Source organism: Desertibaculum subflavum (assembly GCA_003576705.1).
In the GTDB taxonomy this organism is placed as follows: Bacteria; Pseudomonadota; Alphaproteobacteria; order Ferrovibrionales; family Ferrovibrionaceae; genus Desertibaculum; species Desertibaculum subflavum.
The window spans coordinates 47,582-68,354 of record QOZS01000013.1; the positions used below are offsets into that span (position 1 = coordinate 47,582).

At 67.7% G+C, this 20,773-nt stretch carries 24 protein-coding genes; 16 read left to right on the top strand and 8 right to left on the bottom strand.

Annotated features, from left to right (window positions below):
• Positions 1 to 14 precede the first annotated feature (14 nt).
• Together rlmN and DT074_RS08855 are read right to left on the bottom strand one after the other, a co-directional pair.
• The gene (gene rlmN / locus DT074_RS08850; protein WP_119419473.1) at positions 15 to 1,184 is read right to left on the bottom strand and encodes a dual-specificity RNA methyltransferase RlmN; all 1,170 of its coding nucleotides are present in this window, start codon (positions 1,182 to 1,184) and stop codon (positions 15 to 17) included.
• On the bottom strand, positions 1,181 to 1,717 hold the full coding sequence (locus tag DT074_RS08855) for an invasion associated locus B family protein (RefSeq protein ID WP_162914742.1): 537 nt from the start codon (positions 1,715 to 1,717) through the stop codon (positions 1,181 to 1,183). The genes rlmN and DT074_RS08855 overlap by 4 nt, the downstream gene beginning before the upstream one ends.
• 76 nt (positions 1,718 to 1,793) lie before the next feature.
• Here DT074_RS08855 and DT074_RS08860 point away from each other — a divergent pair, with 76 nt between their 5' ends.
• From DT074_RS08860 to DT074_RS08905, 10 genes are all read left to right on the top strand, one after another.
• Positions 1,794 to 2,360: a sigma-70 family RNA polymerase sigma factor gene (locus DT074_RS08860; protein ID WP_119419475.1), complete on the top strand. Its 567-nt coding sequence runs from the start codon at positions 1,794 to 1,796 to the stop codon at positions 2,358 to 2,360.
• Between the two features lie 168 nt (positions 2,361 to 2,528).
• The gene (locus DT074_RS08865; protein WP_119419476.1) at positions 2,529 to 3,128 is read left to right on the top strand and encodes a ferritin-like domain-containing protein; all 600 of its coding nucleotides are present in this window, start codon (positions 2,529 to 2,531) and stop codon (positions 3,126 to 3,128) included.
• Positions 3,129 to 3,210: 82 nt separating this feature from the next.
• Positions 3,211 to 3,585, top strand: a complete 375-nt coding sequence (locus DT074_RS08870) for a c-type cytochrome (protein ID WP_119419477.1) — start codon at positions 3,211 to 3,213, stop codon at positions 3,583 to 3,585.
• 193 nt (positions 3,586 to 3,778) lie between these two features.
• A complete protein-coding gene (dctP, locus tag DT074_RS08875) occupies positions 3,779 to 4,825 on the top strand; it encodes a TRAP transporter substrate-binding protein DctP (RefSeq protein WP_119419478.1) in 1,047 nt (348 codons plus the stop codon).
• Between the two features lie 90 nt (positions 4,826 to 4,915).
• Positions 4,916 to 5,560 carry a TRAP transporter small permease subunit gene (locus DT074_RS08880; protein WP_119419479.1) on the top strand — a complete coding sequence of 215 codons (645 nt, stop codon included), beginning with the start codon at positions 4,916 to 4,918 and terminating at the stop codon, positions 5,558 to 5,560.
• Between the two features lie 2 nt (positions 5,561 to 5,562).
• On the top strand, positions 5,563 to 6,852 hold the full coding sequence (locus tag DT074_RS08885; RefSeq protein ID WP_119419480.1) for a TRAP transporter large permease: 1,290 nt from the start codon (positions 5,563 to 5,565) through the stop codon (positions 6,850 to 6,852).
• A 106-nt stretch (positions 6,853 to 6,958) separates the two neighbouring features.
• Positions 6,959 to 8,230, top strand: a complete 1,272-nt coding sequence (locus DT074_RS08890) for an MFS transporter (protein WP_119419481.1) — start codon at positions 6,959 to 6,961, stop codon at positions 8,228 to 8,230.
• Positions 8,227 to 9,393 (top strand): acyl-CoA dehydrogenase family protein, encoded by a 1,167-nt coding sequence (locus tag DT074_RS08895; protein WP_119419482.1) that lies wholly within the window; start codon positions 8,227 to 8,229, stop codon positions 9,391 to 9,393. Before DT074_RS08890 ends, DT074_RS08895 begins: the two co-directional genes overlap by 4 nt.
• Positions 9,393 to 10,565, top strand: coding sequence for a CaiB/BaiF CoA transferase family protein (locus DT074_RS08900; protein ID WP_119419483.1), 1,173 nt, complete (start codon positions 9,393 to 9,395; stop codon positions 10,563 to 10,565). The genes DT074_RS08895 and DT074_RS08900 overlap by 1 nt, the downstream gene beginning before the upstream one ends.
• Positions 10,562 to 11,038: a MaoC family dehydratase gene (locus DT074_RS08905; RefSeq protein ID WP_119419484.1), complete on the top strand. Its 477-nt coding sequence runs from the start codon at positions 10,562 to 10,564 to the stop codon at positions 11,036 to 11,038. The genes DT074_RS08900 and DT074_RS08905 overlap by 4 nt, the downstream gene beginning before the upstream one ends.
• A 7-nt stretch (positions 11,039 to 11,045) precedes the next feature.
• Here the strand turns inward: DT074_RS08905 and DT074_RS08910 are convergent, their stop codons facing one another.
• Together DT074_RS08910 and DT074_RS08915 are read right to left on the bottom strand one after the other, a co-directional pair.
• Complete coding sequence (locus DT074_RS08910; protein ID WP_119419485.1) at positions 11,046 to 12,116, bottom strand: homoserine O-acetyltransferase family protein; 1,071 nt, start codon at positions 12,114 to 12,116, stop codon at positions 11,046 to 11,048.
• Positions 12,117 to 12,146: 30 nt separating this feature from the next.
• A complete protein-coding gene (locus DT074_RS08915) occupies positions 12,147 to 12,794 on the bottom strand; it encodes a glutathione S-transferase family protein (protein ID WP_162914743.1) in 648 nt (215 codons plus the stop codon).
• 79 nt (positions 12,795 to 12,873) lie between these two features.
• Here DT074_RS08915 and DT074_RS08920 point away from each other — a divergent pair, with 79 nt between their 5' ends.
• The 3 genes from DT074_RS08920 to DT074_RS28685 all read left to right on the top strand — a co-directional run bounded on the left by DT074_RS08920 (position 12,874) and on the right by DT074_RS28685 (position 14,505).
• A complete protein-coding gene (locus DT074_RS08920; RefSeq protein WP_119419486.1) occupies positions 12,874 to 13,542 on the top strand; it encodes an HAD-IA family hydrolase in 669 nt (222 codons plus the stop codon).
• A gap of 10 nt (positions 13,543 to 13,552) precedes the next feature.
• Positions 13,553 to 14,059: an O-acetyl-ADP-ribose deacetylase gene (locus DT074_RS08925; RefSeq protein WP_119419487.1), complete on the top strand. Its 507-nt coding sequence runs from the start codon at positions 13,553 to 13,555 to the stop codon at positions 14,057 to 14,059.
• 104 nt (positions 14,060 to 14,163) lie between these two features.
• Positions 14,164 to 14,505 carry a methyl-accepting chemotaxis protein gene (locus DT074_RS28685; RefSeq protein WP_119419488.1) on the top strand — a complete coding sequence of 114 codons (342 nt, stop codon included), beginning with the start codon at positions 14,164 to 14,166 and terminating at the stop codon, positions 14,503 to 14,505.
• A gap of 33 nt (positions 14,506 to 14,538) precedes the next feature.
• Here the strand turns inward: DT074_RS28685 and DT074_RS08935 are convergent, their stop codons facing one another.
• The 4 genes from DT074_RS08935 to DT074_RS08950 all read right to left on the bottom strand — a co-directional run bounded on the left by DT074_RS08935 (position 14,539) and on the right by DT074_RS08950 (position 17,705).
• On the bottom strand, positions 14,539 to 14,985 hold the full coding sequence (locus DT074_RS08935; RefSeq protein WP_162914744.1) for a hypothetical protein: 447 nt from the start codon (positions 14,983 to 14,985) through the stop codon (positions 14,539 to 14,541).
• Between the two features lie 41 nt (positions 14,986 to 15,026).
• A complete protein-coding gene (locus DT074_RS08940) occupies positions 15,027 to 16,535 on the bottom strand; it encodes a M81 family metallopeptidase (protein ID WP_119419490.1) in 1,509 nt (502 codons plus the stop codon).
• Between the two features lie 157 nt (positions 16,536 to 16,692).
• The gene (locus DT074_RS08945) at positions 16,693 to 17,115 is read right to left on the bottom strand and encodes a VOC family protein (protein ID WP_119419491.1); all 423 of its coding nucleotides are present in this window, start codon (positions 17,113 to 17,115) and stop codon (positions 16,693 to 16,695) included.
• A 50-nt stretch (positions 17,116 to 17,165) separates the two neighbouring features.
• On the bottom strand, positions 17,166 to 17,705 hold the full coding sequence (locus tag DT074_RS08950; RefSeq protein ID WP_119419492.1) for an SRPBCC family protein: 540 nt from the start codon (positions 17,703 to 17,705) through the stop codon (positions 17,166 to 17,168).
• A gap of 180 nt (positions 17,706 to 17,885) precedes the next feature.
• Between DT074_RS08950 and DT074_RS08955 the strand changes: the two genes are divergently transcribed.
• The 3 genes from DT074_RS08955 to DT074_RS08965 are packed head-to-tail and all read left to right on the top strand — an operon-like array spanning position 17,886 to position 20,654.
• Positions 17,886 to 19,061 carry an acyl-CoA dehydrogenase family protein gene (locus DT074_RS08955; RefSeq protein ID WP_119419493.1) on the top strand — a complete coding sequence of 392 codons (1,176 nt, stop codon included), beginning with the start codon at positions 17,886 to 17,888 and terminating at the stop codon, positions 19,059 to 19,061.
• Positions 19,058 to 20,158 (top strand): CaiB/BaiF CoA transferase family protein, encoded by a 1,101-nt coding sequence (locus DT074_RS08960; RefSeq protein ID WP_119419494.1) that lies wholly within the window; start codon positions 19,058 to 19,060, stop codon positions 20,156 to 20,158. Before DT074_RS08955 ends, DT074_RS08960 begins: the two co-directional genes overlap by 4 nt.
• Complete coding sequence (locus tag DT074_RS08965; RefSeq protein ID WP_119419495.1) at positions 20,148 to 20,654, top strand: MaoC family dehydratase; 507 nt, start codon at positions 20,148 to 20,150, stop codon at positions 20,652 to 20,654. The genes DT074_RS08960 and DT074_RS08965 overlap by 11 nt, the downstream gene beginning before the upstream one ends.
• The last annotated feature ends 119 nt before the right edge of the window (positions 20,655 to 20,773 follow it).

The following is a 20,773-nucleotide window of genomic DNA, read 5'->3' on the forward strand; positions in this document are numbered from 1 at the left end:
TCCGACGTTCTGTTCTAGGCGGAGAGCGCCGCCTGCCGCTCGCTCTTCCGCTTGCGCACGCTATCCGACTTAAGCTGGCCGCAGGCGGCCATGATGTCGCGGCCGCGCGGCTGGCGCACCGGCGAGGAATAGCCGGCATTGAAGACGATGTCGGAGAAGGCGCGGATCGCCTCGTCGCTGGAGCACTCGTAAGGCGCGCCCGGCCAGGCGTTGAACGGAATGAGATTCACCTTGGCCGGGATGCCGCGAATCAGCTTGACCAGCGCCCGGGCATCGGCGGGACTGTCGTTGACGCCCTTCAGCATCACGTATTCGAAGGTGATGCGGCGCGCATTGGTGGCGCCGGGATAGGCCTTGCAGGCGGCGATCAGGTCCTTCAACGGATACTTCTTGTTGAGCGGCACGATGACGTCGCGGATGTCGTCGCGCACCGCGTGCAGGCTGACCGCGAGGTTGACGCCGATCTCCTCGCCACAGCGCTGCATCATCGGCACCACGCCGGCGGTGGAGAGCGTGATGCGCCGCTTGGAGATCGCGATGCCCTCGCCATCCATCACGATCTTCAGCGCCTTGGCGACGTTGTCGAAATTGTACAGCGGCTCGCCCATGCCCATCATCACGATGTTGGAGAGCAGCCGGTCGCCCACCGGGCTCGGCCATTCGCCGAGCGTGTCGCGCGCCACCATCACCTGGCCGACGATCTCAGGCGCGGTGAGATTGCGGACCAGCTTCTGCGTGCCGGTATGGCAGAACCGGCAGGTCAAGGTGCAGCCGACCTGGCTGGAGACGCAGAGCGTGCCGCGATCCTCTTCAGGGATGTGGACGCTCTCCACCTCCTCGCCGTCGGGCAGCTTCAGCAGCCACTTGCGGGTGCCGTCGAAGCTTTCCAGCGCACGCGAGACGTCGGGGCGGCCGACCTCGCAGGTCTCCGCCAGGCGCGCGCGCAGGTCCTTCGCCAGGCTGGTCATGGCGTCGAACGAGCTCGCGCCGCGATGGTAGATCCAGTGCCAGAGCTGGCCGGCGCGCATCCTCGCGCGGGCGGCCGGCTCGCCGAGCTCGACCAGCAGGTCGGCGAGCTCACGCCGGTCGAGGCCGACCAGGACATGCCGGCCGGCGGAGGGCGGCGTCCGATCCGCCACCGCCACCTCAGGGGCGAGCGGCGCCGACGCCGGGGCGATGGTCATTTGCAGCGGTCGGCGATCGCCTTGAGGGCGGCGGTGACACCGCTGAGCGAGTAGCTGTCAGTGGTGGCGCTGCCCTTCTCGGGCGTGGCCGATACCTTGAGCGCGTTGCCCTTCATCATCGCTTCGACGAATTCCCGCTCGCGCGCCGCGTCGTGGATCCAGGCCGTCTCGCGATAGCCCTTCTGGCCCGACGGCATCAGCTCGAAGGCCTCGGTATCGATCGTCGCCGTCACCTTGGTGTTCTGCTTGATCGCATAGCCGACATAGACGCCGACCTCGTTCTTCACCTTGTCGGCGGTGCGGCTGGAAACCTGGATCTGCACGGTCGAGCGCTTCAGGCCCTTGCTGTCGCTCGATTTCGGCTTGGTGGCGATGTAGCACACCTTGTTCTTGCCGTCCGCGATCTCCCAGGCGGACCATTCGCCGAACGATCCGATTGATTTGGGGGGCGAGGCGGCCAGCGCAGCCTGAGCCGCGCCGGCGGCAAAAGCGGCGGCGAGCGCCGCAACACGAATCCATGCGAGTCCAAGCATGTCCGGTTTCATAGCCAATGCCGCACCGCATTTCCAGCCTTTGCGCCTTACGAGCGTGGCCGTAAGAAGAGCGCCGATGGACCCCACCAGCCCGGACACCACCCGCGACCTCTTCGCCGACCTCGTCGCGGCCATCGCCGCCGGGCGCGACCGGGCGGCTTTCGTAAAGCTGTTCGAGCATTTCGCGCCTCGCGTGAAGAGCTACCTCATGCGCCTCGGCTGCCAGGCCGCGGAGGCGGACGAGCTGGCGCAGGAATCCCTCCTGGCGGTCTGGCAGAAGGCCGCCACCTTCGACCGCCGGCAATCCGCGGTCTCGACCTGGCTGTTCACCATCGCCCGCAACAAGCGGATCGACGCGATCCGGCGCGCACGCCGACCGGAGCTCGACCCGGAAGACCCGGCGCTGGTGCCGGCCACGCCCGAGCAGGCCGACCAGATCCTGCAGGCGGCGCAGTCGGCACGCCAGCTCCATACCGCCATTGCCGGCCTGCCGGAGGACCAGCGCGAGCTGCTGGTGCTCGCCTTCTTCCAGGAGAAGTCGCACAGCGACATCGCCGTCGCCACGGGATTGCCGCTGGGCACGGTGAAGTCTCGCATCCGGCTCGCCATGCAGCGCCTCAGGGCCGTCATCGAGGAGCGGTAAGGCGATCCCGGAACGATCACGAAGCCGATAGCCGCCTGAAGGCGGCGCAAACAAGCGCGTTACATCCGGCATCCAGCAACGCCTCCCGCGCGAAACAGGCACACGACAGCGGAGCCGGTCCGGCTCTCGCGTCGCTCACCGAACTGACGCAAAGGGAGATCTCCCCGTATGAGCCAAATCGTCAAGGCGCCGGATGTGCGCCTCGTGCCCGCACGCCGCCGCTTCCTCGGCACGCTCGGCACCGCCACCCTCTCCGCCACCGCTGTCGCCATCCTCGCCGGCTGCGAGCGCATGGCGACCGCCCAGGGCGGATCGGCCGCGAACGACGTGCAGATCCTGAACGTCGCCCTCGGCCTGGAGCAGGAAGCGATCACCGCCTACCAGCTGGGCGCCGAGAGCGGTCTCCTGCAGAAGCCGGTGCTCGACGTCGCCGTGGCGTTCCAGAGCCACCACAAGGAGCATGCCGGCGCGCTGGAAGCCACCATCAGGAAGCTCGGCGGCGCACCGGTGGCGCCCAAGTCGAAGGACGAGTACGCCCGCGCGCTGAACGCCGCCTCGCTCCGGAACCAGACCGACGTGCTGAAGCTGGCGCAGCGGCTCGAGCGCGGCGCGGCCAATGCCTATATCGGCGTGATCCCCTCCTTCGGATCCAAGGACCTGGCCAAGGTCGCCGCTCGGCTGGCGGCGGACGAGACCATGCACTGGACGGCGCTGACCTCCGCGCTGGCCGAGCCGCTGCCGAAAGGCGCGCTGTCGTTCGGCGGTTGACTTCACTCCCTCACAACCGTCGCACCCCCGCCGGCGGGACACCTCCAAGCCCGCCGGCGGATGTGCACCGGAGACGAAGGCCATGTGCCGCGCCGCGACCGCCGCCATCCTGACGCTCGCCGGCCTGCTGATCGCGGCCGGCGCCGTGCACGCCGCCGACCCGGAACGGGGACGCGAACTCTACGAGGCGCGCTGCACGGGCTGCCACTCGATCGACGCCAACCGCGTCGGCCCGATGCATCGCGGCGTGTTCGGCCGCAAGGCCGGCTCGGTCGCCGATTTCACCTATTCGCCGGCGGTCAAGGCTTCGGCGATCGTCTGGAACGACGCGACTCTGGATCGCTGGCTCGCCGGACCGCAGAAGCTGATCCCGGGACAGCGGATGAACTTCACCGTCGGCCAGCCCGAAGACCGCGCCGACATCATCGCCTATCTGAAGAGCGACGCGGCGCGTTAGCCGGTGCGTTCGTCGCCGCCAACTGCGCAACCGGCGGCGGTACTTCATCGCAACAATAATAAACCCTTAAACTCCCGGGCCGTAACTTGCGGGGCCGATTCCTCACTGTTAGGGTGTGACAAAACGAGGCTTTGGGTCGGTCAGAGTCGCACTGAAACGGTTGGCCGGCGCGAAACAACTGGGAGGTACCGCAATGCGCATGCGCGCGATGATAGCTGCACTGATCGTTACGCCGGCTTTCGCCCTCGCCGGGACGGCCGCCGCTCAGACGGTCGACGGCCCGAAAGTGACCTGGAAGGCCGGCGCCTGGGGCAAGCCCCGCGCGGCCAGCAAGGGCTTCGACACGGTTGCCAAGTACGTCAAGGAAAAGACCAAGGGCAACTTCACCATCACCGTCGGCTACGGCACCTACGGCGACCCGAAGGAGCTGCTCGACCTGCTCTCGGTCGGCGCGCTGGAAGCCACCAACATGTGCTCGTCGTATCACCCCGAAAAGCATCCGGGCTATACGGCGCTCGACCTGCCCTTCCTGCCCTTCCCCAATGGCGACGTGCAGGAGAAGGTGCACGAGAAGTTCCACCAGCATCCCTACATCCTGCAGGAGATGGCGAAGTGGAAGGCGAAGCCCTACATGTCGACCCTGCTGCCGCAATACGAATTCGTCGGCCGCAGCTCGCCGCCGCCGAAGACGGTGGAAGGCTGGAAAGGGCTGCGCGTGCGTGCGATCGGCGGCATCGGCGCGGCCATGGCCAAGGTCGGCGCCATCCCGACCTCGGTGCCGGCGCCTGAAGTCTACACCATGCTGGAGCGCGGTGCGGTCGATGCGGCCTCGTTCCCGTCCACCTACGCGCATGGCTCGTACCGGACCTACGAGGTCGGCAAGTGGTTCACCTCGAACCTCTCGCCCGGCACGCAGGCCTGCCCGGTGATGCTCAACATCGATGCCTGGAACAAGCTGCCGAAGCAGTATCAGGACCTGCTGATGGAGGCCAAGGGCCCGGGCTATGTCGAGCAGAAGAAGGCCTATGGCGAGGCGGACGAGAAGTACCTCGCCGAGTTCAAGCGCAAGAAGCTCGAGTTCATCACCTATTCCGAGGCCGATCTGAAGAAGTTCGAGGAGATCGGCGGCAAGCCCGTATGGGACGAGTGGGTGGCGGAGAAATCCAAGCAGGGCGTGCCGGCCGCCGAGCTCTTGAAGCTGATCCTCGACACCGCGAAAGCCGCGGCGCCGAAGAGCTGATCGGGTCCATCGGCCCCGGGGCACAACCCCGGGGCCGTTTGATTTCGAGGCCAATCACTCAGGGCCAATATCAATAAGGGGAAGCAAGTTGTGACGGGGACGGCCGCGGAGGCCGGGCCGCCGACCAGTCTGGTCGGCCGCCTCAGCCTCCTCTATTCGAGACTGGAAAACGCGCTGAACCTGGCGGCGGCCGTCGCCATCTTCGCGTTGATGATCATCGGCGTGATCCAGATCGTCGGCCGGACGCTGTTCAATCTCGGCATCTATGGCTATGTCGATTGGATTGAGCAGTTCGCCGTCATCTACGCCATCCTCGGCATCGCCTATTGCCAGCGCTACGGCAGCCATATTCGCATGGAGATCGTGCTGACCCTGCTCAGGGGCCGGGTGCTCTGGGCCTTGGAAGCGTTCGGCGTGATCGTCGGCCTGATCCTGGTCGGGCTGCTGATCGACACCTCGTGGGATCACTTCATGCGGGCGTGGACGCGCGGCGATTCCTCCATGGACATCCGCCTGCCCGTATGGCCCGCCAAACTGATCGTGCCGATTGCGCTGACCACGTTGTGGCTCCGGCTGCTGCTGCAGCTGCTCGGCTATCTCCGCATGTTCGCCGATCCGAGCCGGGTGCCGGAGGCGGTGCCGGTGGTCGAAACACCGGAAGAACTGGCGCGGCACGAGATCGAGGACGCACTCGGTCGCAATCTGCCGCCGAATGACCCGTCGCGGGTGATCTGAGTATGGAACCGATTGAAATCGGCACTATCGGGGCGCTCTCGCTGGTCGTCCTGGCGGCGCTCGGCGTGCGCATATTCATCGCGGCCGGGGTCGTGGGCACCATCGGGCTGGTCGCCATGATCGGACCTACCGCAGGCTTACAGGCCGCCGGCACGGTGCCGCACGCCAAATCGGCGTCCTACACGCTCTCCGTGCTGCCGATGTTCATCATCATCGGCTATCTCGCCTACTACGCCCGCATCACGCAGTCCTGCTTCGAGGCGGCGCGGCGCTGGCTCGGCTGGCTGCCGGGCGGGCTAGCCATCGGCACCGTCTTCGCCGTCGCCGCCTTCTCCGCCGTGTCCGGTGCGTCCACGGCCGCGGCGGCGGTGTTCGCCCGCGTCGCCATCCCGGAAATGCTGAAGAACGGCTACAACCGGCGCCTGGCCGCCGGCGTTGTGGCTGCCGGCGCGACGCTGGATTCGCTGATCCCGCCTTCCGGCCTGCTGGTTATCTACGGCATCATCGTCGAGGAATCGATCGGCAAGCTGCTGATCGCCGGCTTCGTGCCGGGCTTCATCTCGGCGCTGGTCTACACCGCGATCATCATCTTCCGCTGCAAGCTCGACCCGACCCTGGGGCCGCCGGTCGGCGGCTATTCCTGGCGGCAGCGTCTTGAGAGCCTGCCCGGCACTTTCCCGGTCTGGCTGGTGATCGGCCTGATCTTCAGCGCCATGTATTACGGCTGGGCGACGCCGACCGAGGCCGGCGCGCTCGGCGCCTTCTCGGTGCTGGTGATCGCGCTCTGGTACGGCATGAGCTGGGGCGACCTGAAGAAGGCGCTGGCCGACACCGCCAAGCTGACGGTGATGATCTTCACCGTCATCTGGGGCGTGCTGATCTTCGTGCTGTTCCTCGGCTATGCCCAGCTGCCGGAGACGATCGCCCAGTGGGTGACCGACCAGGCGCTGCCGCCGATCGTCATCCTGCTGCTGATCTACCTGATCTATTTCATCCTCGGCTGCTTCATGGATGCGATCGGCATGCTGCTCCTGACCCTGCCGATCGTGTTTCCGGTGATCGTCAATATGGGCTACGACCCGATCTGGTTCGGCATCATCGTGGTCAAGCTCTGCGGCATCTGCCTGCTGACCCCGCCGGTCGGGCTCTGCTGCTATGTGGTGAACGGCGTCAGGCCCGATATCCCGCTCGGCGACGTGTTCCGCGGCATCTGGCCCTTCGTCGTCGCCGACGTCATCACCATCAGCATCCTGACCGCGTATCCGGGGCTGGTCACCTTCATCATCGACTGACGCCGCGTCGCAACCGCTCGCAGGGCATGCGCGCGCAGCATGCTGCCATGCCCCGCCGCCGCTCGCGCCGGGCGGTTCCGCGGCCTAGTTTGGCGGCGGTGACGGGATGCAGCAGCGCTCAGGGCCGATCCAACAGAATGTGACGGAGGCGACGGCCGGAGCCATCGGCGTGGTGGCGCTGGTGTTCTGCCTCGGCATGCTGGGCCAGGGGCTGAACGGTGCGTTTCCGGTCTTCGTGCTGCCGATCACCCAGGCGCTCGAGCTCGACCGCGCCGCCTTCGTCGGCCTCTACGCCATCAGCATGCTGGTGCTCGGACTCTCGGCGCCGGTGATCGGAACGGTGTTCGACCGCGTCGGCCCGCGCGCCCTGGCGCTCGGCGGCGTCGCCTGCATGGGCGGCTCGCTCACCGCCGCCGCCTTCGCCGATCGGCTCTGGCAGCTGCAGCTGACGCTCGGCCTTGGCTGCGGCCTTGCCATCGCGGCGCTCGGCTCGGTCATGCAGGCCGGCTTATTGACGCGCTGGTTCCGGGCGCGGCTTGCCACCGCCATTGCGGTCGGCTTCTGCGCCGGCGGGATCGGCGTGCTGATCTTCTCGCCCTTCGCGCAGCTCCTCATCGAATGGGGCGGCTGGCGCTTCGCCTATCGCCATATCGGCATCGGTTTGCTGGTGCTGGTGGTGCCGCTTGCGCTGCTGCCCTGGCGGCGCATCGCGGCCGGCAATCCGGCGTTGCCGCACCGCGTTCGGGCCAATGGCGCGCCGGCCGAAGGCCCGCGTCTCGGCGCGGCGATGCGAACCCTCGCCTTCTGGGCGCTGATCTGGTCCTTCGCCTTCACCTCGGTCGGCGTCTTCTCGCTGACGCCGCAGGTCGTCGCGCGCCTGGTCGAGGCCGGCTTCGCGCCGATCCAGGCGGCGTCGATCTTCGGCTTCACCACCATGCTGACCCCGGTCGGCATGATCGGCGCCGGCTGGCTCGCCGATCGCGGCGGGCGCGAGATGTCGCTTGGCCTCAGCTACACGGCGACCATCGTCGGCGTCATCGCCTTCGCGCTGATCGACGGCCCGGGCGATGTCGTGCCGCTCGCCGTCTTCGCGCTGCTCTACGGCTCCACCATGGGCTCGCGCGCGCCGGTGATATCCTCGCTGGCAAGCCAGCTCTTCGCCGGCCGCTCGTTCGGCCGCATCCTCGGCTCGATCAGCCTGGCGCAGGGCGTCGGCGCCGCCTTCGGGGCGCAGATGGGCGGCCTGATCCATGACTGGACCGGCAATTACCAGGCGCTCTGCGCCTTCTCGGCCGTCGCCTTGCTAGTCGCCGCCACCCCCATCTATGTTCTCGCCCGCCGGCTGCGACAACGACCGCCCGGTGGAGGAGCCCAATGAATTTCGAGTTTACCGAGGCGCAGGAGGCGATCCGCGACGCGGTCGCCAAGCTCTGCGCCAAGTACGGCCCCGATTACTGGCTGGCGCGCGACGAGGACGGCCGCTTCCCCGAGGAGTTCGTCAAGGATCTGGCCGCCGGTGGCTGGCTCGCCATCACCATGCCGCCCGAGCTCGGCGGCTCCGGCCTCGGCGTCACCGAGGCGGCGCTGATGATGCAGACCATCGCCCGCTCGGGCGCCGGCTTCTCCGGCTGCTCCGCCATCCACATCAACCTGTTCGGGCCGATGCCGGTGGTCGTCTACGGCACCGAGGAGCAGAAGCGGCGCATGCTGCCGCCGATGATGCAGGGCAAGGACCGCACCTGCTTCGGCGTGACCGAACCCGATGCCGGGCTCGACACCTCCAAGGTGAAGACGCGCGCCGTGAAGGACGGCAAGCACTACATCGTGCACGGCCAGAAGATCTGGACCTCGACGGCGCAAACCGCGACCAAGATCCTGCTGCTCGCCCGCACCAAGCCGATCGAGCAGTGCAAGACCGGCTTCGACGGGCTCTCGCTGTTCTTCACCGATTTCGACCGCAATCACGTCGAGGTGCGCGAGATCCACAAGATGGGCCGCAAGGCGGTGGATTCGAACCAGGTGTTCTTCGACGGCATGAAGGTGCCGGAGGAGGACCTGATCGGCAAGGAAGGCGAAGGCTTCAAGTACCTGCTGCACGGCCTGAACCCGGAGCGCATCCTGATCGCGGCGGAGGCGACCGGCCTCGGCCAGGTGGCGCTGGAGCGCGCCACGCAATACGCCAAGGACCGCGTCGTGTTCGGCCGGCCGATCGGGCAGAACCAGTCGATCCAGCATCCGCTGGCGGTGAACTGGATCGAGCTGGAAGCCGCCGAGCTGCTGACCTACAAGGCCGCCTCGCTCTACGACGCCAAGCAGAATTGCGGCGCCGAGGCGAACTCGGCCAAGTACTTCGCCGCCGAGGCCGCCTTCAAGGCGTGCACCCAGGCTGTCATGACGCATGGCGGCATGGGCTATGCGAAGGAGTTCCATGTCGAGCGCATGATGCGCGAGGTGATGATCGCGCGGATCGCGCCGGTCAGCCGCGAGCTGGTGCTCTCCTACGTGGCGGAAAAGGCCCTCGGCCTGCCGAAGTCCTACTGATGGCCGGTCCCCTGAGCGGCATCCGCGTCGTCGACCTGACGGCGGTGGTGCTGGGTCCCTACGCCACCCAGATGCTGGCGGATTTCGGCGCCGAGGTGATCAAGGTGGAGCCGCCGGAAGGCGACCTCAACCGCAACCTCGGCCCGCAAAAGACGGCGCTGATGAGCCCGATCCATTTGGGCGTCAACCGCGGCAAGCGCTCGGTCACGCTCGACCTGAAGAAGCCGAAGGCGCGCCAGGCGCTCTATCGCATGGTCGAGGGTGCCGATTGCTTCGTGCACTCGATGCGGCCGAAGGCGGCCAGGAGCCTCGGCATCTCCTATGACGACATTCGGAAGATCAACCGGGGCATCGTCTATGCGAGCGCGCTCGGCTTCGGCACCGACGGGCCGAACGGCGACCAAGCGGCGTTCGACGACATCATGCAGGCCGCCTGCGGCGTCGCCGCGCTGATGGCGGAAACGGTGGGCGAGCCGCGCTATGCGCCCACCATCATCGCCGACAAGTCGGTCGGCCTCGCCTTCGGCAATGCGATCCTGGCCGCCCTGCTGCACCGCCAGCGCAGCGGCCAGGGCCAACAGGTGGAAGTGCCGATGTTCGAGACCATGGTCGGCTACATCATGGTGGAGCATCTCTGGACCAAGACGACCGATCCCGTGGACGGCAAGGCCGGCTATCCGCGCGTGCTGGCGCCGAGCCGCAAGCCCTATCGCACCAAGGACGGCTGGATCGGCATCCTGCCCTATTCCGACGCGCAGTGGCGCAGGCTCGCGGAGCTGATCGGCCGGCCGGGCCTGCTGGAGGAGCCGGAATTCCGCACGCTCGCCGATCGCACGCGCAACGTGAACGAGCTCTACGGCATCCTGGAGCGCGGCGTGGCCGGCCGCACGACGCGCGAATGGCTCGAGATCTGCGATGCGAACTCGATCCCCGCCGCGCCGGTGAACGGGCTCAACGACCTGTTCAACGACCCGCATGCCAAGGCGGTCGGACTGTTCCAGAAGATGGAACACCCGACCGAGGGGCCGATGGTGACGGTGCGCCCGGCCGCGCGGTTCGGCGCGACGCCGCTGGCGCTCGGCCGGCCGGCACCGAAGCTCGGCCAGCATACGGTGGAGGTGCTGCGCGAGGCGGGCCTGAGCGAGACCGAGATCGAGGAGGCGATGCAATGAGCAACGAAGAGATCCCGACCGTCGGTCTCGGCTTCTACTGGGACGACCTGAAGCTCGGTCAGAAGTTCAAGACCGTCGGCCGCACCGTGACGGAAGCCGACATCACCAACTTCGTCGGCGTCACCGGCATGACCGAGGTGCTGTTCAACAACCTGGAATTCCTGCGCACCGAGAGCGCGATCAAGGGCCGCCCGGCGCCGGGCGCACTGACCTACAGCTTCGCCGAAGGGCTGCTGGTGCAGTCAACCATGCAGGGCACCGGCTTCGCCTTCCTCAACATGACCTTGGACGTCAAGGCGCCGGTCGTCGCCGGCGACACCATCCATGTCGAGTGCGAGGTGGTGGAGATCCGCCCCACCTCGAAAGGCGGCCGCGGCCTGGTGCGCACCATGAACCTGGTGAAGAACCAGCGCGGCGAGGTGGTGATGACCTACAACCCGCTCCGCATGATGAAGGGCCGGAAGGGGAAGTAGCGGCGCCCTACTTCGGCAGTCGCTCCAGGAAGGTGCGGAGCAGCGGGGCCCATTGCTCGGCATCGGCGTGACTGGCGAGATGGCCCTTGTCGGTAACCAGCTCCACGTAGGTGATGTCGACGCCGGCCTTGCGCAGGTCGGCGGCGTAGCCGGGGCCGATCGAGCCCGGGAACAGCTTGTCGTTCGGCGCGATCACGTAGAGCAGCTTGGCGCGGATCTTGTCGTACTCGCCGGTGATGTCGAAGCGGCCGATCGCCTTGCGCAGCACGACCAGCGAGTGGCCGTCGTAATTGGCCGCCCAGGCCTTGGCGGTGGAGCGGATCGCCGCCTCGCGCGCGGCGGGGTCGGGGATGGTCGGCGCCAGCAGCTCGCGCTGGCCGTATTGCACCAGCGTCTCGTAGCGGATCTCCTCCAGCACCTTGCCGATGCCGCCGTTCTCGTAATACCAGCCGTCGTTCCAATTGGGATCGGTGGCGAGGCGCGCCCGCGTTGCCTCCGCCGCATCGACGCCCGCCCGCATCTTCGGCGCCGTCACGGTGGCGACCACGCCGCGCATGAAATCGGGATAGGTGACCGACCACTGGAAGGCCTGGAAGCCGCCCATGGAGGGGCCCGCAACGGCGTGCAGCCGCTTCACGCCCAGGCTGTCGAGCAGCAGCTTCTGCGCCCGCACCGAATCACGCAGCGTCACTTCCGGAAAGGTCGGGCCATAGGGCTTGCCGGTGCGCGGGTCGATGGTGTTCGGCCCGGAGGAGCCATGCGCGGAGCCGAGCGCATTGGAGCTGACCACGAAATAACGATCGGTATCGATCGCCTTGCCCGGGCCGACCAGCGGCTCCCACCAGCCGAGCGCGTCCTCGGCCACGCCGCGCGCCGCCTTGCCGGGGGCAAAGCGGCCGGCGACATGCCCGCTCGATGTATAGCCATGCGTCATCAGGATGGCGTTGTCGCCGGCCGCGTTCAGCGTGCCGTGCGTCTCATAGGCCACATGGCATTCCGGCAAAGTGCCGCCGAGATCCAGGGCGAAGTCGCGCGTCGTGAACACGCGGCTTTCGACGGCATCGAGCTTTCCTGCCATTAACCTCTCCTCCGAACCTGCGAAGCGGGGCTAGCCCCGCTTCATCCGCTCGGCCAGCGCTTCCGCCATTTCCTTCAGCACGCGGGCAATGCTCGCATCCTTCTGCACCGCCGTCCAATAGGCGCCGACCTTGGGCGTCGAGGCGAAGGGCTCCGCCTCGCCGATGCGCGGCAGGATGGCGCTGATGAAGAAGAGCGTCGGCGCCACCATGCAATCGGCATGGCTGAGCTTGCCGCCGACGGCATAGGCGCCGCTTTCCACATAATGCTCGAGCAGGCCCAGGCCCTTCTTCGCCTCGGCCGCGCCCTCGGCGATCTTGGCGGGATCGCGCTCGGCGGCGCCGAGCTGACGGAAGATGGTGCCGAGGCCCGGCGCGATATAGAGATCGGCGATGCGGCCGATCAGCCGCGCCTTGGCGCGCCCCTCCGCCGTGCCGGGCGTGAGCTTCCCGCCCGACTTCTCGTCGAGATATTGCACGATGACGTCAGATTCGGGCAGCACCGTGCCATCGTCCAGCGCCAGCGCCGGCACCTTGCCGATCGGGTTGACCTGCTGCTTGTAATCGTCGGAGCCGAGCGGAGCCGGCGGCGGCAGGATGTCGACGTTCAGGCCGGTGGCGTAGAGCGCGATCCGGCAGCGCGACGCATAGGGCGACAGATTGGCGTTGTAGAGCTTCATCGGGGCGATCCCTCCCTTGCCGATGCGCGGGGTTATAGCCGATGATCGGCGCTTTCCGCAGTGAAACCACAGCAAAGTGATGTCCAGCCAACAGCCAATCCGACCTGCTCCGATCAAGGCCGTCTTCTGGGATTTCGGCGGCGTCATCCTCACCAGCCCGTTCGATGCCTTCAACCGCTTCGAGGCGGAGCGCGGACTGCCGAAGGACTTCATCCGCGGCGTCAACGCGCGCAACCCGCATACCAATGCCTGGGCGAAGCTGGAGCGGAGCGAGGTCGACCCCGCCGGCTTCGCCGCTTTGTTCGAAGAAGAGAGCGCCGCCCTGGGCCACCGCCTCTCCGGCCACGAAGTGCTGGCGCGCATCTCCGGCGACGTGCGGCCGGAGATGGTGACGGCGCTGAGGAAGGTGAAGGCCCGCTACCGGATCGCCTGCCTGACCAACAACGCCAAGGTCGGCGAAGGCCCAGGCATGACGCGCAACGTGCAGCGCGCGGCGCAGATCGCCGAGATCATGACCCTGTTCGACGCGGTGATCGAATCCAGCAAGGTCGGCATCCGCAAGCCCGAGCCGCGCTTCTACGAGATCGCCTGCGAGACCTTGGGCGTGCGGCCGACCGAGACGGTGTTCCTCGACGATCTTGGCATCAACCTGAAGCCCGCCGCCGCCATGGGCATGCGCACCATCAAGGTGACCGGCCCCGCCCAGGCGCTGGCCGAGCTGGAGGCCGTACTCGGCCATCCGCTGTAGGAGGTCCGCCATGAAGGGCATCGAGATCCACAGCGGCGACATCACGCGCCTCGAGGTCGATGCCATCGTCAACGCCGCCAACGAGCAGCTGGCGCCGGGCGGCGGGGTCTGCGGCGCGATCCACCGCGCCGCCGGCCCGGAGCTGGCGCGCGAATGCCGGCAGGCCGGCCCCTGCCCGACCGGCGATGCCCGCATCACGGCCGGCTACGACCTGCCGGCCAAATGGGTGATCCATGCCGTCGGCCCGGTCTGGCATGGCGGCGGCGCGGGCGAGGATGCCGCGCTGGAAGGGGCCTACCGCGCCGCGATGCGGCTCGCCGCCGAAAAGGGCCTCACCTCCCTCGCCTTCCCGGCGATCTCGACCGGCATCTTCGGGTTTCCCTTGGAGCGGGCAACGGCGATCGCGGTGCGCACGGTGAAGGAGGAGATGGCGAAGCCAGGCGCGCCGGGCCATGTCGTGTTCTGCTGCTTCGGCGCCGACGCGGAAGCGGCGTATTGGCGCGCCCTCGCGCAATAATCCGCAAAAAGCCGCCGCTTCAATCTCCGTTAACCGACCCCGTTTAGGAAGGAATCGCACCGCGATGTTCGCGGGCCCAGATACCCGCCGGGGGAATTGCGCGCATGTCCGTGTCTTCGCATAACGACAGCAGCCAGGGCCAGGACGCCTTCGGCACCGAGATCACCGGCCTGTTCGGCGACATCCAGGTGGTCGAGCAGGTGGCGAAGCAGATCGAGGCGATCGCCGCCCAGACCAACCTGCTGGCGTTGAACGCCACCATCGAGGCGGCACGCGCCGGCGAAGCCGGCAAGGGCTTCGCGGTCGTCGCCTCCGAGGTGAAGCAGCTGGCCGGCCAGACCCGCAAGGCGACGGAAGAGATCGGCGCCACCCTGGCGCGCCTGTCGGAGCGCGCCCAGCGCCTGCGCGACTTCACCGCCAACAGCGCCTCGCAGCAGGCCGCCTGATCTCCGGCTGATATTCCCGGACTGCCCGCGTCCTCAGCGCGGGCAGACCAGGTTCGCCTCCGCCTCGGCGCGCGCCGCCGGGTCCAGGCTCTTGCCCCCGCACTGCTTGTTGTACTTGTCCGCCGCGGCCGAATAGGCCGCCACGGCGGCGTTGTAATCGGGGATCTTCTCGTCGTTCAGCGCCCTGCGCGCCGGCTCTTCCTGCGCCAGCAGCGTGGTGAACTCGGCCAGCGCATTGGCATCGGCCGGATCGACCAAGGGCCGCCGACGCTCGATCTCCGTGCGGATGCGGGTGAGCTCGGCCTCGGCCGCCTGCATGGCGCCGCGCGCCACCGACATCTGGGCATTCTGGAAATCCACCGCCTGGCGCAGGCACAGGCAGTCGCGCACCGCCTCCGGCGAGACCAGCACATTCTGCGCCGCCGCGGGCGCGGCCATGGCCATCAGGGCGATAGCGACGGGGACCACAATCGATCGCATTCTTTTCTCCCTCAGGTCTCCCCCGCCCCTCACGCGCTCTTCTACGCGCCGCCATGTTCCGGCCCAAGGGGGCCGAGCCTGACCCCGGCGCGCAGGTTCTTGTAGGGCAGATTCGCCGGCCGGTCGACGAAGGCGCCGGGCGCCTCCACCACCAGGATCTCCTCGGCGATCGGGGCGAAATCGGCCCGGAAATGCACCGTGCTCTTGAGGCCGAGGATCTTCACCTCCTCCGGCTCGATGCCGACATGGCGGAACATCTCCTTGTCGGCCGCCTGCATGCGCCCGCTCGACACCACGACGCGGACGTCGCCGATCCGGAGGCAGGCGGTGGGACCGAGATTGGTCCGCGTGCCGCCATAGAACGGGCCGGTGCAGAGGAAGCGGCCGTCGCCCAGCGCCTCCACCGTGAAGCGGCCGCGGAACGGCGGGTCGCCGGCGCGGAACACCTTGCCGCCGATCTCGAGCTCGATCTCGGCGCCGATGCCGGCCGCGTGCGCGGCCTTCGCCGCCGCCGGGTCGTAGACCACGCCGAGCGCGGCGCCGCGGGCCTCCGCCGCGACCAGCGCGGCGAGCAGGCCGGTGGTGTCGGCGGTGCCGCCGGCGCCGGGATTGTCCTGTACGTCGGCCAGCACGACGGGCTTGCGCGCCTGGTTGGAGAGCCGCATGGCATGTGCCACCGCCGATTGCGGCGTCATCAGGCCGACGGCAAAGGCCTCCTCCTTGTCGACGATCGACTTGAGCACGGTATCGGCGGCGGCATCGGCGGCGGCCTGATCGTCGCCGTAGCAGAACACGGTCGGCCCGCATTCGCGGATATCGGCTGGCGGAAAGCCCGGCGTGTAGTTGACCAGCAGCACACCGTCCCGCTCCAGGCCGTCGAAGGCGTCGTAGATGCCCTTGGACGGCTCCGCCATGGTGCACTGGAAGGTGAGTGGCAGCAGGAACGGCACGCGGCGGAACGCCTTGGCCGGCACCGGCCGCCTGCCGGTCAGGACCTGGTGCAGCATGCGCGCGGTGCGCGCGCCGGTCGCCGCCATGTCGATATGCGGATAGGTGCGGTAGGCGCAGAGCAGGGTCGCATGTTCGACCATGCCCTCGGTCACGTTGGCATGCAGGTCCAGGCTGACGGCGATCGGCATATCCGGGCCCACTTCCGCCCGCACGCGCGCCAGCAGCTCGCCCTCGCCGTCCTCGTGATGCTCGGCCACCATGGCGCCGTGCAGGTCGAGATAGACCGCGTCGAACTCGCCGGCATGGGCGCGCACGCCCTCGACGATACCGCCGGCGATGCGCTCATAGGCATCCTCGGTGACGTAGGAGGACGGCACCGCCGCCGCCCACAGCACCGGCACCAGCTGGTGGCCGAGCCGCTGCGCCTCCTTGATGAAGCCGCCGGAGGAGATGTTCATCGGCGGCAGCACCTCGAACATCGCCGCGCCGCGGGTCAGGCCCGGCCAGCCCTCGCCGCGCTCGAAGAACTCGTACTCGGCCTTGACCGGCGCGAAGGTATTAGTCTCGTGCTGGAAACCGGCAATCAGGATGCGCGACAAGTGATGATCCCCCTCGGGCCACGAAGGCCGAGAGCCTAACGTCCCGTCGCCCCGCCGCAAGCAAGGCCAGCGCAGGCCTGCCAGCCGCCGAGCGCGGGCTCGGCGGCTTTCATCTCCTCCGCTCTGAGGGGCCGAGAGCGCAGCAGTTCCGGGGAGGCTACTGCGCCGGCTGGTCGACGATCACCATCCAGCTGACGCCGAACCGGTCCGCCACCACGCCAAACTTCGGCGAGAAGAAGGTCTTGGTCAGCGGCATCTGCACCTGGCCGCCGTCCGAGAGCGCGGCGAAGCGGCGATCGGCCTCCGCCTCGTTGGCGACGGAGAGCGTCAGCGAGATGCCCTGGAAGGTGCCGTTGCCGGCGCAGCTGCCGTCGGAGCCCATCAGCACCGTGTCGCCGACGCGGAAGCTCATATGCATGATCTTGTTCTCGGTGCCCGGCGGCATCGCGCCCGGCGGGGCCGGCTCCGGGCTGTCCTTGAAGCGCAGCACCATCTCCGGCTTGGCGTCGATCGCCTTGCGATAGAATTCGAGGGCCTCCTCGGCGCGGCCGTCGAACATCAGATAGGACTGGACGTGCATGCTGTCTCCTTTCCGTCTTTCGGGAATTGCGCTGCTGCACTCGGCGGCCGCTAGCCTTCGGCCAGCGCCTTCAGATTGGCGAGGCCGGTCTCGAATTCCTGGCCGATCATCCGGTCCATGTCGAAGAACATGGTCATGACCTTCGAGATATAGGGGCTGGGACCATAGATCGCCCAGGTGACGGTGGTGCTGTCGCCGGCGGGCTGCAGCACGAACTCGGCCATGTTGTGGGCCTCGAACGGGCGGATGAAGTCCAGCTTCATGAGAACCCGCGACGGCGGCACCGCTTCTGCGATCTCCATCCGACCCTGGCCGATTTCCTTGTTGCCGTCCCATTCGTAGGTGGCGCCCTTGCCCGCCTGAGGCCCGCTGAAGCTGCGCTTCATGCCGGGATCCTTCTTCTCCCAGGGCGACCAGGCACCATGCGCGCGCAGATCGTTGATCTGGGCGAAGATCTTCTCCGGCGGCGCCTTGATGCTGGCGCTGCGCTGAACCCGGAAGCTGTCGGGCTTGGTCGCGGCGAAGATGAGGAGGCCAGCCACCGTGACCACCAGAATGCCAGCAAACCCGAGCAGAACTGCCTTCAGCATCGAACCCTCCACCGCCGCCCGCTTGCGTCGGCGCTGTATATAACCGTGCGGTTAAATATATGCCGGGCCATGCTATGTCAAGCGTTGGCGGGCGCCATGCCGGCCGGTTTGACGCTGGATGCACCCGCACCTAGCCTCCGCTGCCAGGGGTCGCGTTTCGCGCGCCCGGGAGGACGCCAGATGGATGCCGAAATCGGCCGGCGCCGGATCGATCCGGCGGAAGAAGACGCGTTGCTCGCCAGCATCGACAAGTGGCTGGAGCGCGACGTGCGCCCGGTGGTCAAGGAATTCGACCACGCCGATGCCTATCCGACCGAGATCGTCGAGCAGATGAAGCGCTTCGGCCTGTTCGGCGCGACCATCGGCGCCGAGTATGGCGGCCTCGGCCTGCCGGCCACCACCTATGCCAAGCTGGTGATGAAGATCTCCAGCGTCTGGATGGCGATCACCGGCATCTTCAATTCGCACCTGATGCTGGCGCTGGCGATCGAGAAATTCGGCACGGCCGAGCAGAAGACGCACTGGCTGCCGAGGCTCGCCAGCGGCGAGGTCCGCGGCGGCCTCGCGCTCACCGAACCGGATGCCGGTACCGACCTGCAGGGCATCCGCATGACCGCCCGCCGCGACGGCGACACCTACGTCATCAATGGCACCAAGACCTGGATCTCCAACGGCATCGAAGGGTCCTGCTTCGCGCTGCTGGTCAAGACCGACCCGAACGCGACACCGCGCCATGCCGGGATGAGCCTGTTCATCGCGCCGAAGGGCAAGGGCTTCACCACCGGGCGGAAGCTGGAGAAGCTCGGCTACAAGTCGATCGATTCCGCCGAGCTGATCTTCGAGGATTTTCGCCTTCCCGCCGACCATCTGATCGGCGGCGTCGAGGGCAAGGGCTTCTACATGGCGACCGGCGGGCTTGAGCTCGGCCGCATCAACGTGGCGGCGCGCGGCGTCGGCATCGCGGAAGGCGCGCTTAGCCTGTCGACGCAATACGCCCAGCTCCGCAAGACCTTCGGCAAGCCGATCTGCGAGCACCAGGCGATTCAGCTCAAGCTCGCCGAGATGGCGACGCGAGCCCGCGCCGCGCGGCTCCTGACGCTCGACGCGGCCGAGACCTTCGACCGCGGCGAGCGCTGCGACATGGAGGCCGGCATGGCGAAGTACTTCTCGTCCGAGGCGGCGCTGGAGAACGCGACCGAGGCGCTGCGCATCCACGGCGCCTATGGCTATTCCAAGGAGATGGATGTCGAGCGGCTGTATCGCGACGCGCCGCTCACCTGCATCGGCGAAGGCACCAACGAGATGCAGCGCATCGTCATCGCGCGCCAGCTGGTGAAGCGGAATCCTGCCGCATGAAGCTCAAGGGCCTCAAGATCGTCGACTTTTCCTCCTTCCTGCCGGGGCCGTATCTCACCATGACCCTGGCCGATCACGGCGCCGAGGTGGTCAAGGTGGAGGCACCGGGCGGCGATCACGGCCGGCAAGTCGGCCTCTCGGACGGGCCGGTGACCGTGTTCTTCCGCAACCTCAACCGCGGCAAGCGGAGCGTGGTGCTGGACCTCAAGACGGCGGCGGGGCGCGAGGCAGCGCTCGCGCTGACCGAGCGGGCCGATGTGGTGGTCGAGACTTTCCGCCCCGGCGTCGCCGACCGGCTCGGCATAGGCTACGACGCGGTCGCCGCCCGCAATCCGCGCGTCGTCTATTGCTCGATCAGCGCTTTCGGGCAGCACGGTCCCTATCGCGACCGCCCGGCGCATGATCTGGCCCTGCAGGCGGTGAGTGGCGTGCTCTCCCTCACCCGCGGCCAGGACGACCAGCCCGCCATCCCGGCGCTCGCCGCCGCCGACCACCTGAGCTCGCTGCAGGGCCTTTCCGGCATCCTGATGGCGCTGCTGGCGCGGGAGAAGACCGGCCGCGGCGACTATCTCGACATCGCCATGCACGACGCGACCCTCGCGGCCTGCGCCAACCTGATGGGCCCGACTTTCGCCGAGAACCGCCAGCCGGTGCCGAAGCATGAGCGGACCACCGGCGGCGCCGCCTTCTACCAGGTCTATGCCACGAAGGACGGCCGCCACATCGTGCTGGCAGGACAGGAGCGCAAGTTCGTCGAGAACCTGCTGGGCGCACTGGGACGCTCCGATCTCGTGCCGCTCTGCGATCAGCCTGGCCCGCATCAGCAGCCGGTAACCGATCTCCTGCGCGGAATCTTCGCAGGGCAGACCCTGGCCGAGGCCATTGCCTTCCTGACACCGCTCGACGTCTGCTTCGGCCCGGTCAGCACGTTGCCCGAGGCCTTCGAGGACGCGAACGTGCTGGCGCGCGGCATGGTGCTGCGCGACGCGGAGGGCCGCCGCCACATCGCCCCGGCGATCCGCTTCCGGCACGAGCCGCCAACACCGGACCTGCGCGCGCCAGCGCTCAACGAGCATGGAGACAAAGATGGTCGCTGAATCCGTGAAGGTCGGCCCGAACCGCTACCGCGAATCCTATGGCCGCTATTACGAGGACTTCACCATCGGCGACATCTACGAGCACCGGCCCGGCCGCACCATCAGCGAGGCCGACAACACCTGGTTCACGCTCGCCACCATGAACCAGCACCCGCTGCATTTCGACGCGGCTTACGCGGCGAAGTCGGAATTCGGCAAGCCGGTGGTGAACTCCTGCCTCACGCTCTCCATCGTGGTCGGCATGAGCGTCAGCGATATCAGCCAGAAAGCGATCGGCAATCTCGGCTGGAACGACATCCGTCTGGTGGCGCCCGTCTTCAACGGCGATACGATCTACGCGGAAACCGAAGTGCTCTCGAAACGCGAATCAGCCAAACGCCCCACTCAGGGCGTCGTCACCGTGAAGACCACCGGCCGGAAAGCCGACGGCACAATCTTCATGACCTTCGAACGCACCGTGCTGGTGCCGAAACGCGGCCACGCGGTGGACGATTGACGGACCGCCCTCACCCTTCGAGACGGCCATGTTCCATGGCCTCCTCAGGATGAGGGCTACTCCCAGGTTTCAGTCGGTCACCTCATCCTGAGGAGCGCACCGTGGTGCGCGTCTCGAAG

Excerpts from the sequence above, each read along its gene's own strand:
- DT074_RS28685 (WP_119419488.1), top strand. The coding sequence starts at position 14,164 with ATGTCCGTGTCTTCGCATAACGACAGCAGCCAGGGCCAGGACGCCTTC.
- DT074_RS08855 (WP_162914742.1), bottom strand. The coding sequence starts at position 1,717 with ATGCTTGGACTCGCATGGATTCGTGTTGCGGCGCTCGCCGCCGCTTTT.
- DT074_RS08945 (WP_119419491.1), bottom strand. The coding sequence starts at position 17,115 with ATGCACGTCCAGTCCTATCTGATGTTCGACGGCCGCGCCGAGGAGGCC.
- DT074_RS08965 (WP_119419495.1), top strand. The coding sequence starts at position 20,148 with ATGGTCGCTGAATCCGTGAAGGTCGGCCCGAACCGCTACCGCGAATCC.
- DT074_RS08960 (WP_119419494.1), top strand. The coding sequence starts at position 19,058 with ATGAAGCTCAAGGGCCTCAAGATCGTCGACTTTTCCTCCTTCCTGCCG.
- DT074_RS08890 (WP_119419481.1), top strand. The coding sequence starts at position 6,959 with ATGCAGCAGCGCTCAGGGCCGATCCAACAGAATGTGACGGAGGCGACG.
- DT074_RS08870 (WP_119419477.1), top strand. The coding sequence starts at position 3,211 with ATGTGCCGCGCCGCGACCGCCGCCATCCTGACGCTCGCCGGCCTGCTG.
- DT074_RS08950 (WP_119419492.1), bottom strand. The coding sequence starts at position 17,705 with ATGCTGAAGGCAGTTCTGCTCGGGTTTGCTGGCATTCTGGTGGTCACG.
- DT074_RS08955 (WP_119419493.1), top strand. The coding sequence starts at position 17,886 with ATGGATGCCGAAATCGGCCGGCGCCGGATCGATCCGGCGGAAGAAGAC.
- DT074_RS08895 (WP_119419482.1), top strand. The coding sequence starts at position 8,227 with ATGAATTTCGAGTTTACCGAGGCGCAGGAGGCGATCCGCGACGCGGTC.
- DT074_RS08905 (WP_119419484.1), top strand. The coding sequence starts at position 10,562 with ATGAGCAACGAAGAGATCCCGACCGTCGGTCTCGGCTTCTACTGGGAC.
- rlmN (WP_119419473.1), bottom strand. The coding sequence starts at position 1,184 with ATGACCATCGCCCCGGCGTCGGCGCCGCTCGCCCCTGAGGTGGCGGTG.
- DT074_RS08860 (WP_119419475.1), top strand. The coding sequence starts at position 1,794 with ATGGACCCCACCAGCCCGGACACCACCCGCGACCTCTTCGCCGACCTC.
- DT074_RS08915 (WP_162914743.1), bottom strand. The coding sequence starts at position 12,794 with ATGAAGCTCTACAACGCCAATCTGTCGCCCTATGCGTCGCGCTGCCGG.
- dctP (WP_119419478.1), top strand. The coding sequence starts at position 3,779 with ATGCGCATGCGCGCGATGATAGCTGCACTGATCGTTACGCCGGCTTTC.
- DT074_RS08900 (WP_119419483.1), top strand. The coding sequence starts at position 9,393 with ATGGCCGGTCCCCTGAGCGGCATCCGCGTCGTCGACCTGACGGCGGTG.
- DT074_RS08935 (WP_162914744.1), bottom strand. The coding sequence starts at position 14,985 with ATGCGATCGATTGTGGTCCCCGTCGCTATCGCCCTGATGGCCATGGCC.
- DT074_RS08920 (WP_119419486.1), top strand. The coding sequence starts at position 12,874 with ATGTCCAGCCAACAGCCAATCCGACCTGCTCCGATCAAGGCCGTCTTC.
- DT074_RS08885 (WP_119419480.1), top strand. The coding sequence starts at position 5,563 with ATGGAACCGATTGAAATCGGCACTATCGGGGCGCTCTCGCTGGTCGTC.
- DT074_RS08925 (WP_119419487.1), top strand. The coding sequence starts at position 13,553 with ATGAAGGGCATCGAGATCCACAGCGGCGACATCACGCGCCTCGAGGTC.
- DT074_RS08865 (WP_119419476.1), top strand. The coding sequence starts at position 2,529 with ATGAGCCAAATCGTCAAGGCGCCGGATGTGCGCCTCGTGCCCGCACGC.
- DT074_RS08910 (WP_119419485.1), bottom strand. The coding sequence starts at position 12,116 with ATGGCAGGAAAGCTCGATGCCGTCGAAAGCCGCGTGTTCACGACGCGC.